Below are 16,241 nucleotides of genomic sequence, written 5' to 3'. Positions count from 1 at the left end.
TTTTTCTGTACAAATAAATATTTTTATTCCTAGAGATAAATTTATTTATTCCTAGGAATAAATTTCAATGCTTGCGCTAGTAGCAACAGGTGCAAATACTATAAAACATGAACAGTAATAATAATGGGGCAGTCTTAAGCATTTAATAGCCACCCAATCAGCGCATTGGTAAAGCGGAGATGAGTATAAGTGGCAAAGCAGTTATTGTACCTTACGAGAGAAGTAGGAACCTCTACATTGTGAGCACTGTGTTGTTGCACGATACTAGGTATAGGATGCTCCAATCTAGAATAGTGGAATTCATGACCCTTTACCTGAACATCGTCAAGAGTAAATTGCCGATATCCCAATGAAAGCTTAGGGCTCTGCATAGTCGCTTCTTGTGCCAATAGCCCTACAAGAGGGTATCGATTATTGGAGGAATCGGTAAGCCCTCGCCCTAGGTAGAGCATTCCCCCACCCTCAGCGAGCATAGGTTTACCAGACTCAGCATAGGATTGGACACTCTTCAGCATGCTACTATTTGCCGATAGTTCTCGGAGATACAATTCGGGATATCCACCAGGGAAATAGACGAAATCGCTTTCTGGTAAGTGACTATCACGCATAGGACTAAAGTAGGTAATAGTCCCGAATTGCTCCAGTATCTTTATATTCTCAGGGTAAATAAAAGTAAAGGCTTCGTCCTTTGCCACAGCAATATTTAGGGCAGACAACTTAGGCATTGGCTCTGGTGCTACCGAAGGCTCTTTTTCAGTAAGTGACAACAACGTATCTAATGAAATATTCTCCTCTATCAGTCGAGCCGCTTGTTCGGCGTATCGCTCTAGTTTAGAAGCATCTTCAGTCTCTAGTCCGAGGTATCGACTTGGTAGTTCCAGCTGCTTATCGGTAGGAATTCTACCAATACATTGTACGCCAGCATCTTCGCAGGCTTGCAGCAAATATTTAAAGTGCGTTTCAGAATTCACCTTATTGAATAGTACCCCCACAATATTGAGCTCTGGCTGGAAGTGCTTGATACCATAAAGAAGAGGTGCTACACTATAAGCCATAGACTTAGGCGTTACCACTAGCACAATCGGCAGACCAAGCGTGCGTGCAAGATGTGCCGAACTACCATTGTCTCTATTATAACCATCAAATAACCCCATTACTCCTTCGACCACAGAGACCTGCGCAGGGGCATCATAGCGAGCGAAAGACTCCTTCACCACCTCCTCACTATTCATAAAGAGATCTAGGTTGATCGAAGTCTGCTGTGATGCTACTTCATGGAGCTTAGGATCAATGTAGTCGGGACCACACTTATATGGTTGAACTTGTATACTTCTCTTGTGCAGTGCCCTAAGGATACCTATGGTCATCGTACTCTTGCCGCTTTCCGAAGTCGGTGCAGCTATCATAAAGGAGGAGTGTCTCATATATCTTTTGTAATAAATTGTCCTTGATCGTCAATAAGTAATATCTCTAGTTCACTCTCTGGCACCAATGGTTGGCAAACATCAAAGCATAGCTGAATAACCATTTGGTAAAAAGAAGAAGAGCGGTCGGGTAGTACATCCCACAATTCGCGCGCCATAGTAATCTGCCCTACTTGCGCCAATATTTCATCGGAGGCACTGCTTTTCTGCACTAGTGAACGTATAAAATCAATATCCATGGTGACCTTCTTACTATGGGTATCTAGCTCGCCATTCGCCAGCTTAACAGCTTTACCTAGCATGATACCAAGGCTTATCTTCGGGAAGTCTAGCTCCTTTGCCATAGTTAGACTCTTGCCGATAAAATTACCATACTGTACAAAGGCATTGGACGGAAGCTCTGGAAAACGAGCCTTAAGGAAACGCTCACTTCTCCCTCCAGAATTGAGTACCAAATGCTCTACTCCTACAGCCTTGCTTACTTCCATCTCCCTTCCTATGGAAGCGACCCAGGTATCCAATGAATAAGGGCGTACAACACCCGTAGTACCCAAGATAGAAATACCGTCTATGATACCAAGCCTAGGATTGAAGGTCTGAGCACCGAGCTCTTGCCCTGTGGGGACAGCTATCGTAATATCTACCCCTACATGCTCTAGATTTACCAACTGACCTACTGCGGTAGTCATCATTTGCCTAGGCACCCTATTAATAGCTGGATCACCGATAGGCAAGCCTATTCCTGGCAGAGTCACCTTGCCTACTCCTTCTCCTTGGAGAAATCTAACGCCTGTATGCTCTGTGCTCAGGCTAACGGTGGCGTGTATCTCTGCACCATTGGTTACATCAGGGTCATCGCCAGAGTATTTTATTGCTACAGCGGTTGCAGAGCTTTCATGCAGTACGACATGCTGTATTGGGAATGGAATAACCTCACCAATAGGCAGTTCTACCTCCACCTCCTTTATCTCTTCGCTATCCAGAAGAGATTGTAGAGCTGCTATCGTAGCTGCCGTTGCCGTAGTCCCAGTAGTAAAACCTATTCGCAGGGGGAAGAAGCTAGGTAAGAGCTGTTCGATAGCTCTCCTAAGCCCCACCTTTCCTGTCACTGAGCTACTCTCTTGGTAGCCCAATGGGGGTCTCGCAATAACCACCACTTTAATTCCCAAAGCAAGTGCCGCAGCCACTTTGTCCTCAAAGCCGCTAGTGGTACCACTCTCCTTCAGTAGGATGAGATCAGGTTGTAGCTCTTGGAAAAGCTCTTCATCGGGCTGAGTGGAGTTATAGTAAATTAGTTTATCCTTTGGTAGTTTACTTTTAGATAATACCTTCTCGGTATCAGGAATAGGCATTACTCGGAAGTAGGTATCGTGCTGTAGCCAATAGCTCTCAAGCTTAGAGATGCTATTCACCCCAGTGAGTGCAAGCATCTTATCCACGCTCAATTGGTGCAATAACTGTAACGCCTCTTCAAAGGATGCGACCTTTATCGCCTCCTCAGGCACCTCTGGGAACTTTCGCTCTAAGCGAATAATAGGCAGTCCAAGTGCCTTTCCAACCTTACCGATATTCGCGTGAACCACGGAGGCAAATGGATGGGCGGCATCAATGATCAGTCCTATCTCATTATCTCGACAAAAGGAGAGCATTTCTTGCTCATCCATTCCGCCAGTTAGTGACAATCCATTGTGCAGCTTAACCACCTGCGAACTTCCCTTAGTAGAGTAGTAAAAGGGCTTTCCAGCCTCTTCACACACCTCCACAGCTATGCGCCCTTCAGTTGTTCCTCCTATGATTAATGGATTCATACGACTTCGTTTAGCATCTGCTCTATAGATTGGAGCTCAACACCCATAGCCTTATCAGAACGATAGAGTACAATCTTTCCCTCTCTCGTATCTATATATTCCTTGCTCTCAGCACTTCTATTGGCGAGGATGCGATTGCGGAGTAACGCCTTACGTACCATGGCAAATAGGTGCCCATGCCCAAGTACCTTAATCTCCCTCTTATAGCCATTCTCTATCCTGAATAGCCCTGTGGCCTCATCAAAAATTATCTCTTTTTGCTGGAAAAAACGGCTCAGCTCACCACTAAGGGCGAGATCTTCAGGAGTGCCTATGTGGAGTTTCTTATCGTCATCCATCAACCATATCTTATCCGATACTTGTAGAGCGAGCTCCAAATCGTGGGTCGATAGGAATATGGTCTTGCCCGTCTCTCTTGAAAGTCTATGGAGGAGCTGCATCATATCCACCTTGGAAGGGAAGTCGAGGAAAGCAGTGGGTTCGTCCAATATAATAATAGGCGTATCCTGAGCCAGCGCCTTGGCAATCATAGCCTTTTGCCGCTCACCATCGCTGAGAGAGTGAAGCATGCGGTATCTCAAATGCTCAATACGCACTAGGTCTATAGCCCGCTCTACAGCGGTCTTATCCTCATCATCTAGTCTTCCCCAAAAGCCTGTATAGGGACTACGTCCCATAGAGATAAGCTCATAGGTGGTCATATTGTTATCAGCGAAACGCTCTGTAAGTACTACCGCAATCACCTTGGATAGCTCTCGCTCCTTGTAGTCTTCAACCTCTTGCCCCTTCACAATGATTTCTCCACCCAACTTGGGCTGGAATGCAGAGATGGTACGTAGCAAGGTAGATTTCCCCACGCCATTAGACCCAAGTAGACAAGTTAATTCTCCTGATTGCACAATTGCATCCAAGCCACTAGCTACAACCTTGATACCTCTGCGCAACTTGTACCCGATAGAGAGATCTCTAAGCTCTATATTTTGCTTTCTATCCATTAGGTTAGTTCGGCTCTACGTTTATCGAAAAGTACAGAGATAACTATTGGTGCACCGATAAGTGCTGTCACCGAGTTGATTGGCAGAGCACCCTCAAAGCCTGGCATCCGAGCTATTAAGTTACACAAGAGAGCCAAGGCAGCACCCACTAGTGTAACGGCAGGCATCAATATAATATGATTGGAAGTCGTATAAAGGGTACGACAAAGATGTGGCACCGCTAGCCCAAGGAAAACAATGGGACCACAATAAGCGGTAACAATGGCTGTAAGTATACAAGAGCAAAAGATAACAACCAGCCGAGCTCTACGGTAATTGAGTCCAAGGTTACGCGCATAGTTTTCACCCAGGAGCATCAGGTTGAGCGTCTTTATCAATAGGAAAGAGAGGGGCATCAGGATGAGCATTAGTACCACGAAGGTGGTCACTTGATCTCCGCTCACTTTGGCGAAGCTGCCCAAACCCCATATCACATAGCTTCGTACATCTTCGTCATTACTGAAGAACTTGAGCACTCCGATAATAGCATTGGCGATATAACCAATCATCACACCCATGATAAGGAGTACTACATTACCACGCACTTTCTGAGAAATGACCATAATAATCGCCATCACTGCCATGGCGCCAATGATTGCCGCAACAGTAACAGCGATTTCGCCCATTAAGCCCATACGGGACAGTGCTTTCTGACTAATACTTCCGGATAGTAATATCAACGTAGCCACACCCAAGCTAGCACCCGAGCTAATACCTAGTTCCGAAGGACCTGCAAGCGGGTTTCGGAAAACCGTCTGCATCTGCAAACCACTTATAGATAAGCCAGCTCCAGCGACTAGAGCGGTAACTGTCTGAGGGAAGCGGCTCTTCCAGATGATATTGCGCCATATCTCTTGCTCCTCTCCTCCATTGCCCAATAAAATACTGACCACCTCGGTAAAGGGAATCGATATCGTACCTAGTGCGAGATTTAGAATCAGAAAAAGGGCTATAGAGAATAGAGTAATAGCAAAAAGGATAGCTTGTCTCTTATTCATCGCTCAAGCGTGAGGAGTTCGTAAAATACTGGCTTATGACTTGGAAGTAACTCTGGGTGGAATATCTTGATAAGGTCTGCCAATACATTCTCAGGCTCTACAGGAGAGAGCTCATAGAATGGACGTTCATTAAGATTACAATAGATAACCTTCCTATCCTTAAACGCCTTAAAGTCGGCATACCTTGCATCGGTTTGCTTCAACACTTCGTAGCTAAAGGTACCAGGATAGCTATTCGTTATTCTCCAATAATCAGAGTCGGCAGCTTGGGAATACACAGTCTCAAAGTCTACATAGAAACCTCCTGATTCCTCGTTGTCCTTCATAAAGTAGTCCCCTCCTGCATCCTCAAACTGGTGGGCTAGGTAGCTCTCCCCTCCCACTACATACCAATTGCCGCCATGGAGTTCACCGCTGAGTACTTTGGGGCGTTGTACCTTGTCTGTAACGAGCGCTTTGAATTCGTTGTACTTAGTCTCAATCTGTGCGAACTTCTCATTTGCCTGATCCTCTATCCCCAGCAAGAGTGCGGTAAACTTAAGCCACTCCGCTTGTCCTAGTGGAGTGGTCTCCTTATAGCCTAAGAAAGTCACTAGAGGAATATTGAGGTTCTTGAGGACGTCATACCCTCCCCTCTTAAATGGAGATACCAAAATAATATCAGGCTGTAGTGCCATGATCAGTTCGGTATCGAAGTTCCCCTCAATCCCTATTCTCCTTGTCGCTCCAGACTCCAACTGAGCCTTCATCGTAGGATTGAATAAGAAACGAGTACTTGGCATACCCACTACTCTATCTACGGCATCGAGCTTGATAAAGTTGGACAGCTGCAATGTCGTCATTACAATCAATCGCCTTACAGGGGTCTCTATCACCTCGTAATCGGCAGGGATGCCTTCAGGAGCGGTCCCCCTAGGGACTAAGGCATAGTGATATGTCTGTGTCTCCTGCTTAGATGGGTCAGAAATATCTACCAAAGTAAACCCCTCTCCATGCTCTATTGAGAGTCCTTCGGCATACTTGATACTTTCATCCTGCACCAAGCTACTCTGCTCGGTGCTATTATCTTCACCGCTACAACTAGCGAGCAGGAAAATCAATAATAGAAATAGGGGTGTGACAATTCTCTTCATATCCTTTTGGGCTTAATAATGATTAATGATAAGTAGGGGCACTCCCTATTGGAGAACGTAGTGTAATCTTGAGTAGACCACTCTTCGTCAGGAATACCTAATTTCTCCGCATAGATAAAAGGGTATTGCCCCTTCTGAATTATCTCTTTCACTAGCTCCTGATGTGCAGAGAGTTTCATCACCACTATTGCCTCTCCCCTCTGGAGTGGTGCCTTAATATCATCGGCACTACCGATTTCGCTAAGGACTGTAAGATTATCTCCCTGGCGCACCAAGCTACTATTTGCACTCGCTGCTGCCGCCACAAAAGACGGCACACCTGGAACTATGGTGTAGGGGACATCTAGTTCATCACACACATACTGAGCTGTAGAGTAGATACCGGCATCCCCTATGGTAACCAATGCGACTTTCTTTCCCTCTGTGACCAGTGCCGAAATCTCCTCTGCAATACTACGGTAGAGAGCCATAGTCTCATTCCTATCCCTATTCATTGGGCAAGTTTTGAGTACTGTCTTCTCTACAATTCGTTCTGCATGCTCTAGGCTAGATATAGCTATTAGGGCAGCTCTCCCTGGTGCGATAATGACCTCAGCCTCGTCTAGAGCCCTATATGCTCTAAGGGTAATATTATCTGGAGCCCCACTACCCAAAGATACAATCTGTACTGGATGCTGCATGGTTATTTCCTAAATAGATGCTTAAATTCGTCGGCGTAGAGCTTTGATAATCCCTTGCGGTTATCAATAGCCTCACCTACCACAATGAGGGTGGTCAGTGTAAGCTTATTCTCCCTTACAATCTGCGCCAAATGTTGTAGCTCACCACGCCATATCTTCTGATCCTTCCATGTCAGCTTGTAGCATACAGCTACTGGCGTTGTAGGAGGATAGTGCACCAATAGCTCCTCCTGTACCTTCTCGGCTATTGAGGCACTGAGGAAGATACACATAGTACTTTGCGATGCTGCAAGCTTATGCAGCTGCTCTCGCTCGGGCATAGGTGTGCGCCCCTCACCTCTTGTGAGGATAATCGTCTGTACTTTCTCCGGAATCGTAAACTGCGATTGCAGCTCTGCAGCAGCTGCCTGAAACGAAGAGATACCTGGCGTAATGTGATAGCTCATACCTGCTTCATCGAATAGAGCCATCTGCTCCTGGATAGCGCCAAAGATAGCAGGATCACCAGTGTGTAGGCGTACGACAAGACAATTCCTATCGTAAAACTCCTTCATCAGCTCGAACTGCTCCTCGAGAGCCATATCAGCAGAACTACGGACGGTAGCTCCCTCCTTGGCGTAATATGTCAGCTCGATAGGCACTAGGCTACCGGCATATAGGATAAGGTCGGCTCGTTGCAAGAATTGCTTACCTCGCACCGATACCAGTTCGGGATCTCCTGGTCCAGCGCCCACGATTTCAATGTGACCACCTTTAGTACCTACAGGCTCCATAGCAAGCGCAAAGGTAAAGTCACTCCCCTGAACTAGTGCTCCTTTCTGCTTCTCTACTAAGAGCGTTCCGCCTGAAGCATATAAGGCAGACGCCTCTGATACACTTGCACTTGAGGTTACCTGCTCCACCTTTGCAGAAGGATTAGGCACCTCTATCTCTGCTAAGCGCTCCGAAGAGTAGAAACTACGCTTCACACCTAGTTTACTAGCCACATCGGCAATAAGTGCTTCATCCTTCTTTAGCTCAATACTATGTACTCCAGCTATAGACTTAGTCGAATAGCCGAATCTCCGTATCTCCTCTAAGATATGCTCTGCGACACCAGTTGGGATGGCATCCTTACGACACCCAATACCCAAGTGCAGTACCTGAGGTCGGTAATAGAGCTGTGGAATAGGTATATCTTTATACTCGATGTAGGTAACAGCAATGAAGAGCTTGTATTTGGACCAATCTATATCAGATATATTCCAATAGATATCCACATGATCGGGCTTCGAACGCTCTAGCCAAGCGGTTCCTTTGGTTCGAATATCCAACAATAAAGCTGTGGGCTCTTTATGTACAAAGAGCGCAATGATATCATTGAGTGATGCCCCTACTGGCTCGTTCTTCCAATCGTGAGACTTCCCTAAAGTATCGAGTGCCCACAACTCTAGTCTATCACTCTGAGTAGTGATGATTGGTTCGGCACCAATAATAGCTGCGACCCTCTTGGACCAGTCATTGGCACCCCCTACGTGTCCCGATACTACAGAAATAACGTACTTTCCCGTGGTATCAATACAGAGTACTGCAGGGTCTGAATACTTATTCACTAAGTAGGGAGCAATACTCCGCACACAAATTCCCATGGCTGAGAAGTAGATAATCAACTGATAGCGTGCCATTAATTCCCCACTACCAGTCTGGAGATTCTCTAGGTATGTGAAACCCTCTTGCTCCTTAGTACTATAAAGATCTGCCTCTTGGAGCTCCCTCTTTAGTAGTTGTGCTAATTCCCTTGCCTCTTCCGATAGCGTAACTATTGCTATTCCTCTCTTATCCATGACTATTTCCTTGCTTTCATTACTCTAATAGGATTGAACTGGTCAACCGCGAGCCTTGTCTTCTCCTCTATCTTACCCCCTACTCGCTCCACAGCATCGCAGAATTGACGGTAGCTATCGTCACTCACTGAATTGAATACCACCACGCCGTCATCTGCCAATACCTGCCAAATTCTCTCCATTATCTCTACCATCTTACCCCCATGCCCACCTATGAATACGGCATCAGGGGCTGGGAGTGTTGCCAGATCTGCCTCCAAGAAGTCCCCTCCACCGAATACGATGCCAGGGGCTCCAAACTTACGAGCATTCTCTGTTAGTAACCCCTCTCCCTCTGGTCTAATCTCGAAAGCGACTACTTCCAGATGAGGAAATTGTAGCTTCGCTTCTACCGAAACAGAGCCCGTACATGACCCCACATCCCATAGTATTCTCTTGCCATAGAGCTCAAGCATAGAGAGAGTGTGAAGACGGATAGGCATCTTGGTAATCATACGTTCCCGCCCATCCAGATGTGTAAATAGCTTATCTGGTATTCCAAACAATCGTTTACGCTGTACTTGTCTTTTGAGAATCAGATTATTGGGGTACTCAAAGTCTCGCTCTGCGACCTCAGCTACTGTAAGTTTCGTGACTCGCTCTTGCTTTTTATTGCCTAGGAGTTCACCGACATAGACATCATAATTATCATACCCATACTCCAGCATACGGCTAGCAATAGTACGTGGGGTGTGCATCCTATTATCGGTGAGGATACCAATCATCTTCTCCTCTTGGATTAATGCTTCATCGAAAGCCAACCAAGGTCTACCCGTTAGGGAGACGACATGCATTTCCTGATATGGTAGGAGTGCCTTGTGCGCTAACATTTGAAGCGAATTGAAGTAAGGGAATAGAGCAATCTCTGCTTCGGGGAACACCGCCATTATCCTCTGCCCTATCCCATGGAATATAGGATCGCATGAGGCAATGACCACAACCTGATCTTTGCCTTCATAACTCCGAACTACCTCTGGTACAGGAGGGACAACGTCTATCCATTCATACTTCTCCGGTAAGTAAGGCTTAATCAATTCGTGATGTCGTTTACCACCAGAGAAGTAATAACTCTGTTTGATCAGCTCTAATAGTTCGGGTGGCCAATACCGCTCTCTATTATCATCGGTACCAATAAGAATTATATTCATACGTCTCTACCGGGCTTAAGAGCTGCTGCGTCGTCATAGGTCAGGATAGCATTGACAAGCGTAGCCGCAAGATTACTACCCCCCTTGCGCCCTTCTATTATCAGCTTGGGGATCTTCTTGAAGGGCTTAATCATTTGTTTAGACTCGCAGACATTCACAAAGCCAACTGGAGCTGCCACAATGCCACTTGGCGTAGCCTTGCCCCTGCGAATAAGGTGTGCTAGTTCCATAAGCGCTGTTGGCGCATTGCCAAAAGCGAAGAGCGCATCGGGGTGTTCCTCTACCGCTAGTCTTACCCCTGCCTGAGTGCGAGTAATACCCAATTGCTCAGCCATATCGGCAATACGGGGATCGTGGAGATAACACTTAGCCTCGATACCTAATCTTTCGAGAGCTCCCTTGCGAATACCAGAGACTACCATTGTAACGTCAGTGATAATGGTTTTTATCTCTCCCTTCTTGAACCGTTCATGGAGCTTTGCCACAGCATCGGCATCGCTATAGAAGATTTGCTCCATATCGAAGTCGGCAGTGGTATGGATAGCGTGTAGTAGTGCCCACTTATGATCCAAAGGTACATCAGGTTGCTTGAGCAATGAAGAGATAGTCCTAAAGCTCTGCATCATAATCTGCTGCCCTATCTTTTCCTTACCCTCGTGCTTCTCTCTATAGTAACCGCGAGGCGTAATCATAGTATCACCCGAAAGATAGGTCTGGCTATTACCTATGAGCACAACAGTAAACATATCGACCACCTCAATATCCATTTCACCAAGGGTCGTCACTATTACACTCTGATCTTCTCGCCCTGCTTGTCGCACGATACCGACTGGAGTATCTGCGCTTCTACTCTTAAGGAATAGCTCTCTTACTCGCTCTAGCTGCCAAAACCTCTTATGGCTCTTCGGATTGTAAATAGCTGTAACAAAGTCTGCATCGGCTGCTGCCACCACTCTACGCTCTATGGTAGCCCATGGGGTCATAAGATCGGAGAGAGAGATAATGCAGAAGTCATGCCCAATAGGTGCGCCAAGGATAGAGGCTGCCTCTTGGAATGCCGAAATGCCTGGTAATACTTCTAGTTCAATGTCGCTGCTGCGCTCCTCACGCATCTCATACATTAATGGAGCCATACCATAGATACCAGCATCGCCCGAACTAATTACGCATGTCACCTTACCTTGCTCTGCCTGCTCAAATGCAAGCTCAGCACGTGCACGTTCTTGGCGCATACCGCTATCGATACACTCCGCTCCCTCCTTGAGAAATTTTGATACAAATTGGAAGTAGAAGTCATAACCCACAACGGCATCCGACTCTCCTAATACCCTCTGCACAGCAGGTGTAATCTCATCAGCTCTGCCAGGACCTATACCTGCAATGTATATTTTCCCTTTGTTACCCATATATTATCTAATTATTAAATCTCTAATACAGTTTTGCGATCTACAAAGGTAATCACTTTTTGGCTTTAATCTTACTCTTCCGAAGAAGTCTACCCCAGAAGCGTATGCCAATAATCATCCCTGTAACGGAGAGCACTAGCCCTCCGATACAGACAAGAGTAATCAGCCCCTTTCTAAGCACTGGATGCTCAGCGAAGTACTTGACTCGAAGGCTATGAAATGCAGGATAAATCCACTTCTTCACTCTACTATTTGTATTGAAGTACCGCACACTTGCCTTTGTAGGTGTAACATAGATATGACTCTTATCGGGGTCACTAGCCACCACCTTGTATACTGGCAGGGTGGCGCTCTCTATATTACTGACGTAGTAATTGTCGTACGTCTCCAGCAATTCTATACTCATAGGACTATCAATATGCCTACTAAGCCGTTTTAGCACCACTTTCTCTGTAAGATAAAGCGGCTCTATAGAAGGACTCGTGGCATCAAACTTAGCTACAGTATCACGGTAAGTAACCGTGTAATAGGGTTGAGTACCGAACTGCTCAAACGCTATATCCTTCACTTCGCCTAGCTTCAGGAGCTCGCGATAGTCGAGCACAAAGCTCGAGAAGTCTACTTTATCGCTTTTCCGTAAAGTGCTCTTTAGTGTTGGATTGTGCTCCTTTACCAACCAACTAGGCAGATCCTGCATAGAAAGTAGCCCACTAAGGGCGAACATCATTGCGAAGAAACCAAAGAGCATACCAGAGATATGATGAAGCCTATAGCTTCCCTTCTTGTATGGACTTTGCAATCTTCCCTTTCTCTTCCATGAGAACCTATAATATCGGATACCAACAACTATCCCTGCTAAGCACATGATGGCACATAAACCAGAGAGTATAGTAACCACAGCGAGCCAGATATCTCTATTCTGACGGAGTTGCCAAAAGTAAAGCATGTGAGGAATTGTACTGAGGGCTCCCTCTATTCTTCCCTTCCGAGTGCAATATTGAAGTGCCTCTCCCGTCTGTGAAGAAAGGTATAGGTAGCTCTTCTCTGGATCATCGTACTTAATACGGTAGATAGGGAAATGCTCCTTAAGCGAACTATACGGAATCCAAGGATCCAATTGGTAAAGTTCATCTATCGACTTGATTGGGTAAGAACTCCACCGCCCTGCCTGCTCTTGAATATAAGAATAGCTAACACCGCTCTCCGCCACAGGGGCGAAGAGGGTGTCAGCGACAAATTGTAAAGACTGCTGGTCTGTAGTTACTTTGATAATAGGAACTCCCGAGTGTGTCGTAAGCTGAAGGTGCATTAGCTCCTCCCCTTCTGGCACCTGTGCCAGTATCTGTTGCAGACTAGGAAGTACACCACCTATAGTATCACGGTGTACTATGTCCTGATCCCCCAGCTTTGGGAAAGCAAGGAAAAGCATACCAAGCCCTGATAGAAACCATACAAACATCATAGGAGCGAGCAATGCCCCCAACCACTTATGTACTCCAGACCAGACCTTCATGATTTACTTCTTGATTGGGACAATACGGTCAGCGTAATATCCTTCCTTTAGTTTAGCTCCAGGAGTGATTTTACCGCTCTTGAAGTCGTACTTATAGAACTGTGTTTGCGTCTTAGTATTTGCTCCGAGGATAGCATAGTTTTCGAAGACAGCAGCTAGCTCTACATAATTACCACCAGCGCTAAATGGGATATCCTTTAGATGAGTCTGTGCTACAGTAGAAAGATTGATTACTGACCAGAAGAATACGAAAGGATTATCCTTACTACTCCAGACATCTTTTCCAGTAGCATAGAGTGGGTTTTGGAGATAGGCTAGCGCAACATTAGGCATAAGTTCACGAATTGTCACAATCTTGCTATTATCATTAAGCGTAACGATGAAGCTCTTGTCAAACTCCTTCTCACCCGCCTTGACTCTAAGAATATAGCCATGTTGCTGAGTTGTAGACTTGGAGCCCGCATTGACCGAATTACATGCTAGGTAATAATTGCCCTGCTGATCAAAGAAAGCCTTGCTCTGTCTTGTTTCTCCAAAAGAAGTTGATGCAGGCATCTGTGCACGGGTTTCGGTACTAGTACTTACAACCTTCATCGTCTTGGCGTCGATAACAGAGAGGTTAAAATCCTTTCTCGCTGGCTTAGTCATAGCTGAAGTGCTTTCTTTATCGTATTGATAAACATACAAGATAACATTGTCACTTTTACGATAGCCAGCCAGACCTGATGAATTGAATTGTTCACCCTTTTTTGGTGCAGGCAGATCTAGGATACCTTTCTCTACCACCTTCATATCATTGGTGTTGATCTTGACCCAATTCACAACTTGCTTATCTCCCGCAGATCCAAAGAGAACAAGCGTATTGGCATCGAACCAAACGTGAGAGAAGCGGCGGTCTAGCACCTCTTTAAGTGGGAACCTCTTCACCACATCCACGTCAGCATCAGTAATTTTGTATTTACCGAAGTCCCCTTTACGTGATACACTATAATAGTAGCCATCATGGTAGATAGCATTAGGAGTCATCTCTGAACTTAAGGTTTCAACACCCTTGCCTTTGATATCATACTCCCCAGTCTCAAGGCTGGCAACCCTTCTCACGGCATGAGCATCTTGCTTTGCAGCGGAAGAGGTTCCCTCATCAAGGGCAATCCATACGTCATACTCCATACCAGTAACCTCTGGGGTTGGTTTAGGAGTTGGTTTAGGGTTAGGCTTATTACTGTCATCGCAACCTGTAGCAAAGACGAGTAACAGAGCTAAGAACACTGAAAAGATAGGTAGTCGTTTCATCTTCATTGTTATTAATTAGTTAATAAATACTTTTAACTTACAGAATAGGGCTCGCCCTGGTTTCTGAAGCATATAGTTATCGTAATTGATTCTATCAAAGAGGTTATTGCACTGCAATGATAGGGTGTATCGGTTGTCGGCCAAAGATAGGGTGGCTCCCACATTGGTATTCCACTGATTCGGCACTAGGGCTTTTGACTCTGCTAAACCAAAAGCCGCCCAAGTAAGGTAGAACCAGTGTGTATATGAGAGAGAGCCATCTATCCTTAGCGAACTATGCTTAAGCCCAAAGGGCTCCATCATCGTTACTGCTGCTAGAGCATTGGTATAGAAAAAGGGCTTATTCGGAATCCTATTATCATACGTAATATCTAGCTGACCATTGGGTTTGGTCTTAGATCTATTGCGCTCATCAATATAGGTTGCATTCACAGAAAAGTCTAATAAGTGCTGATAGGTGTAACCGACCTCAGCCTCACCTCCTATCACACGCGCAACCCCTACATTCTCATACTTACTCTCGGTATCACTCGAAACCACTCTGTAGATATAGTCCTGCACATCACGGACAAAGAAGTTGCCCTTATAGGATAACTTATGCTCTGGTTGAAAGCGCCAAGCCCCATAGACCTCCAGATTGAAGTTGTTAGCCTGCTCTGGTCGGAGGAGTAGATTAGGATAGATATTGGCTCCGTTACCCATATACTCCCTGGCAGATGGGAGCCTAACCGCTCTTTCATACGACCCCTTAAGGGATAGCTCGGGGAATAACGTAGCTCTCACGCCTAGTCCATATCCTAGGTGATTCTTTGTAGCTTTACGCTCCACCTCATTGGCACCCGTAATCCAATAATAATCTGACTGCTCTACCTCTGCATGGAAGATATAATCTTTAAGGAATAGAGTAGTATTGATACGATCATCCCACAGATATTGCCCATACGAAACACCCAAGATATGCCTTGCCAAATAATCTTCCGAAGGGATAAAGGTGGCATCGAGGCGATCCGTTCGCTTATTCTTATTCGCTGTAAGCGTATAGTTGAAAGAGACCGTCCCTGTTCGTGACCATTGATAGGCGATATTAGCACGTAGTACATCAGTAGGGCGTTCAGTAGCCCGAATCATCTTTCCTCGCCGCATCAGCTCACTATAATTCGTCTCTACATAACTACCATCCCAAGCATAACGCCTATAAGCGGTATCTGTGTATAAGATATGGTCGTTGGTATGAGATGCGAATAGATTTAGGGAGAGCCCATCTACAAATAGGTCTCTCTTGCTATACCTCCCTGAAAACCTCAGAGCACTACGATCTCTGTGTGCCTGCCCTATCACTAGGTTTTGGCTAAATCCTGTCTGTAGCTCACTAGCACTACTAGTATATGAGATACCTACAAAAGCTTCGTCTGCCCATGTACGACCCGTAAAACCTAGTTCAAGTTGGGAGAAAAGAGATCTATAGCCATCGTGAAAGCGACGATAATCCCCCAACTGATACTCATAAGCAGCTTCATTCCACACCTCTACGCCACGCATTAAGTAGTCATTCTTGGAGGACTTTACACTCATAATGCCCCTAAGGGTGAGACCACTCCTATTGAGCTGATACTGACCGTTCACATCGGCTCCGTATGTGTGGAATGAGCAGGGCAATCGCATTTGAATTATCATAGATAGTTGTATTCGAGTATCTGAGAAGGTTTCATAGTTGCGTTCCTCTTTCTTAGGTTTTTCATTGGAATTTTTGTTTTCTCTTTTTGCTTTTCGAGGAAGAAGAGAGCTATCTTGTTGATTATATTCCAGTTCTTCGCTTCGTTGTCCTTTCTCTTTAACGATTGGTCTTCACCGAGAATAACATCAAGACAATAGTGTAAGTTATTCTCTACCGCCCAATGATCTCTAATGAGAGAAAACACCTTTTTAGGGTCAGTTAGCGATG

General features: G+C 45.6%; 12 protein-coding genes and 1 pseudogene. All 13 read right to left on the bottom strand.

Annotated elements, in window-relative coordinates; genetic code table 11:
- Positions 1-134: 134 nt before the first annotated feature.
- Positions 135-1,424, bottom strand: coding sequence for a cobyrinic acid a,c-diamide synthase CobB (locus tag A3GG_RS0109620; RefSeq protein ID WP_018359084.1), 1,290 nt, complete (start codon positions 1,422-1,424; stop codon positions 135-137).
- Entirely contained in the window at positions 1,421-3,232 is a 1,812-nt protein-coding gene (gene cbiD, locus A3GG_RS0109615; protein WP_018359083.1) for a cobalt-precorrin-5B (C(1))-methyltransferase CbiD, read from the bottom strand. Before cbiD ends, A3GG_RS0109620 begins: the two co-directional genes overlap by 4 nt.
- Positions 3,229-4,227, bottom strand: a complete 999-nt coding sequence (locus A3GG_RS0109610) for an ABC transporter ATP-binding protein (RefSeq protein WP_018359082.1) — start codon at positions 4,225-4,227, stop codon at positions 3,229-3,231. Before A3GG_RS0109610 ends, cbiD begins: the two co-directional genes overlap by 4 nt.
- Complete coding sequence (locus A3GG_RS0109605) at positions 4,227-5,264, bottom strand: iron ABC transporter permease (RefSeq protein ID WP_018359081.1); 1,038 nt, start codon at positions 5,262-5,264, stop codon at positions 4,227-4,229. The genes A3GG_RS0109610 and A3GG_RS0109605 overlap by 1 nt, the downstream gene beginning before the upstream one ends.
- The gene (locus A3GG_RS0109600) at positions 5,261-6,397 is read right to left on the bottom strand and encodes an ABC transporter substrate-binding protein (RefSeq protein ID WP_018359080.1); all 1,137 of its coding nucleotides are present in this window, start codon (positions 6,395-6,397) and stop codon (positions 5,261-5,263) included. The genes A3GG_RS0109605 and A3GG_RS0109600 overlap by 4 nt, the downstream gene beginning before the upstream one ends.
- Positions 6,394-7,077 carry a precorrin-2 C(20)-methyltransferase gene (locus A3GG_RS0109595; RefSeq protein WP_018359079.1) on the bottom strand — a complete coding sequence of 228 codons (684 nt, stop codon included), beginning with the start codon at positions 7,075-7,077 and terminating at the stop codon, positions 6,394-6,396. Before A3GG_RS0109595 ends, A3GG_RS0109600 begins: the two co-directional genes overlap by 4 nt.
- A gap of 2 nt (positions 7,078-7,079) precedes the next feature.
- Positions 7,080-8,900, bottom strand: coding sequence for a precorrin-4 C(11)-methyltransferase (cobM, locus tag A3GG_RS0109590; RefSeq protein ID WP_018359078.1), 1,821 nt, complete (start codon positions 8,898-8,900; stop codon positions 7,080-7,082).
- Between the two features lie 2 nt (positions 8,901-8,902).
- Positions 8,903-10,087 carry a precorrin-6y C5,15-methyltransferase (decarboxylating) subunit CbiE gene (gene cbiE / locus A3GG_RS0109585; RefSeq protein WP_018359077.1) on the bottom strand — a complete coding sequence of 395 codons (1,185 nt, stop codon included), beginning with the start codon at positions 10,085-10,087 and terminating at the stop codon, positions 8,903-8,905.
- Entirely contained in the window at positions 10,084-11,493 is a 1,410-nt protein-coding gene (gene cobJ / locus A3GG_RS0109580; protein WP_018359076.1) for a precorrin-3B C(17)-methyltransferase, read from the bottom strand. The genes cbiE and cobJ overlap by 4 nt, the downstream gene beginning before the upstream one ends.
- 52 nt (positions 11,494-11,545) lie before the next feature.
- On the bottom strand, positions 11,546-13,006 hold the full coding sequence (locus A3GG_RS0109575) for a PepSY-associated TM helix domain-containing protein (protein WP_018359075.1): 1,461 nt from the start codon (positions 13,004-13,006) through the stop codon (positions 11,546-11,548).
- A gap of 3 nt (positions 13,007-13,009) precedes the next feature.
- Entirely contained in the window at positions 13,010-14,305 is a 1,296-nt protein-coding gene (locus A3GG_RS0109570) for a hypothetical protein (RefSeq protein ID WP_018359074.1), read from the bottom strand.
- A 9-nt stretch (positions 14,306-14,314) separates the two neighbouring features.
- Positions 14,315-15,973 (bottom strand): TonB-dependent receptor, encoded by a 1,659-nt coding sequence (locus A3GG_RS12275; protein WP_051074831.1) that lies wholly within the window; start codon positions 15,971-15,973, stop codon positions 14,315-14,317.
- Positions 15,970-16,241: pseudogene (locus tag A3GG_RS13770) on the bottom strand (ISAs1 family transposase); the annotation flags it as partial. The gene A3GG_RS12275 and the pseudogene A3GG_RS13770, both read right to left, overlap by 4 nt.

This window comes from Porphyromonas levii DSM 23370 (assembly GCF_000379925.1).
GTDB lineage: Bacteria > Bacteroidota > Bacteroidia > Bacteroidales > Porphyromonadaceae > Porphyromonas_A > Porphyromonas_A levii.
The sequence above is the reverse complement of the archived record's forward strand: the minus strand, read 5'-3'. Positions and strand labels throughout refer to the sequence as shown.